This is a genomic window from Bradyrhizobium sp. Crot121 (assembly GCF_059512385.1).
Genome location: NZ_JCAMOR010000212.1, coordinates 1 through 1,884, shown reverse-complemented (window position 1 = coordinate 1,884; position 1,884 = coordinate 1). Strand labels below are relative to the sequence as shown.

Below are 1,884 nucleotides of genomic sequence, written 5' to 3'. Positions count from 1 at the left end.
CTCGCCATCGACTTCGTGGCAGGGCGCGCGGACCTGGCTAGCGTCATTGGGATCACGGACGATGAGCTTGAGGCCTTATATGTATTTGGCCACCGCTACTATTCTTGCGGCAAGTATGAGGAGGCGCGGAATTTCTTTCGCTTCTTGTGCCTACACCGGCACATCGACGCACGATTCTGGTTTGGTCTGGCTGCTAGTAGTCAGATGCTTGGGGACCCAGAGAACGCCATGCACGCCTATCGGTTGGCCGGGCTCCTGGATAGTGACGATCCGCAGATACCGCTTCGTGCGGCGGAATGTTTCATCAAACTCGATCATCCCACAGCGGCCATCACCGCACTCGAGAATAGCTTGGCGCTGAGTGTCGGAAGGCCCGAACAAAAGGCTTTGGCCGGGCGTGGGCTGATGATGCTTAACCGCCTCAAATCCCAACTTGGGTCCAGCCATGGATAGAGTGAACATGTGGGCGTTGACGAGCAAAACACTCCCCGAAGTCGGGACGCTGCCTTTCAGTGCCTCCGCCACCGGTCTTTCGGGCAATGGCCGCAAGACTGACGCCAACCTGTTGCTGCAATCAGGTTCCGGAGAGGCTGTCGCGTCAGGTTCGATTCCAGGCTTATCGGCACCACGTGCGTTCGATACGATTGACCTCCTTACCACGTTTCTGGCTCTGAAGACCAAGATGACGGATGGACAGGTTGCAGCCGGAATAGAGGACGCGCGACATTGGGGAGAGCAGCAAAGGCAGTTGCACGAGGAAACCTCTAAAAGCATCATTGAAGCGGCAAAAAGATTGGCAGAAGCAAAGAAGAGCTCCGGCATCATGAAGTTCTTCGGATGGCTAGCGGTCGGATTGACGGTCCTGGCTGCCGTTGCCACCGGCGGAACGCTTGCAGTCATGGCGGCGGCAGTGAGCGTTGGAGTAGCGACTCTCGTCGAGACGGGGGGCATCGATAAGATGACCGCGGCAATTGCGAAGAGTCTCGAGAAAGACGGAATCGAGGACGGCAAGGCCAACACTTTGAGCGCGGTCATCACGATTGGCATCATATTCGCTATCTCGGTGCTAACGGTCGGCGCTGGCTTTGCTAGTGGAGCTGCGAGTGGATTGGGTATTACCGCCTTGATACCGTCTAACTCTGTCAAGGCTGTTCAGATAGGCCAGAGACTTTCGACGGCGGCTCGGGTCGGCGAGGCAGTGGCATCGCTGGGCGAGGCTGGCGCTGGCATCGCCAATGGCATCCAGCAGAAGGAGGCAACGGACGCCCAGGCAGAAACGTTGGACATTAGCAAGAGCATTGCAAGATTGAGACAACTGCAAAGCGATGAAATGGACTTCATCAAGCAATTGCTTCTCGACAGGACGATGACCACACAGAACGTTGCCGAGGCGATTGAGAGGCAGAGTGACTCCAACGCGAATCTCATAAGGCACTTCGCCTGACAGGCTGCGTGGGATCACTTATCGAACTTAAGGAATGTAGCGATGGTATTTGCGATCGAACGTGAAACGACCGTTGGCGGGCACGACCTGTTGGATGCTGCCGCGCATCAACAACTTCCGCGGGTGCCGATCTCTGCTACGGTCCGCGGCAGAAACGTGCCAGAAGGCGAGATCCCACGCCCTCTTGCAGATCCCGTTGAGGGGGCGCGGGGTCGGGAATCAGTTGGTGTACCGGATCTCGCGGACGTTGTGATCCAAGAGAAGCTTTCCAACGTCCAGGTCAAGCTGAAGGACTTTGCTACGGGGAACGAGATATCAGCAGTCGCCGCGCTCATCGTTCGGCTCAATGCGGAGTTCCGGAAGGCGGCGAGGTCGGACCGGTCGGCCGCGCTTAACGTCGAGATCGCTGCGCAGGAAGCTGCTGCCAAGGCGCTTCGCAA

3 protein-coding genes are annotated in these 1,884 nt (G+C 57.5%); all 3 read left to right on the top strand.

The features are described from left to right. Positions 1 to 453: SycD/LcrH family type III secretion system chaperone (locus AC5ZGW_RS46050; protein WP_130231886.1), on the top strand; the 453-nt coding region annotated here is incomplete at its 5' end. Continuing rightward, entirely contained in the window at positions 446 to 1,444 is a 999-nt protein-coding gene (locus AC5ZGW_RS46045; protein ID WP_130231888.1) for a hypothetical protein, read from the top strand. The genes AC5ZGW_RS46050 and AC5ZGW_RS46045, both read left to right, overlap by 8 nt. A 42-nt stretch (positions 1,445 to 1,486) precedes the next feature. Further along, a partial coding sequence (locus AC5ZGW_RS46040) for a hypothetical protein (protein WP_130231890.1) occupies positions 1,487 to 1,884 on the top strand: 398 nt, incomplete at its 3' end.

What these genes read in the sequence shown, in the direction of transcription:
- AC5ZGW_RS46045 (WP_130231888.1), top strand. Translation starts at nt 446, where the DNA reads ATGGATAGAGTGAACATGTGGGCGTTGACGAGCAAAACACTCCCCGAA.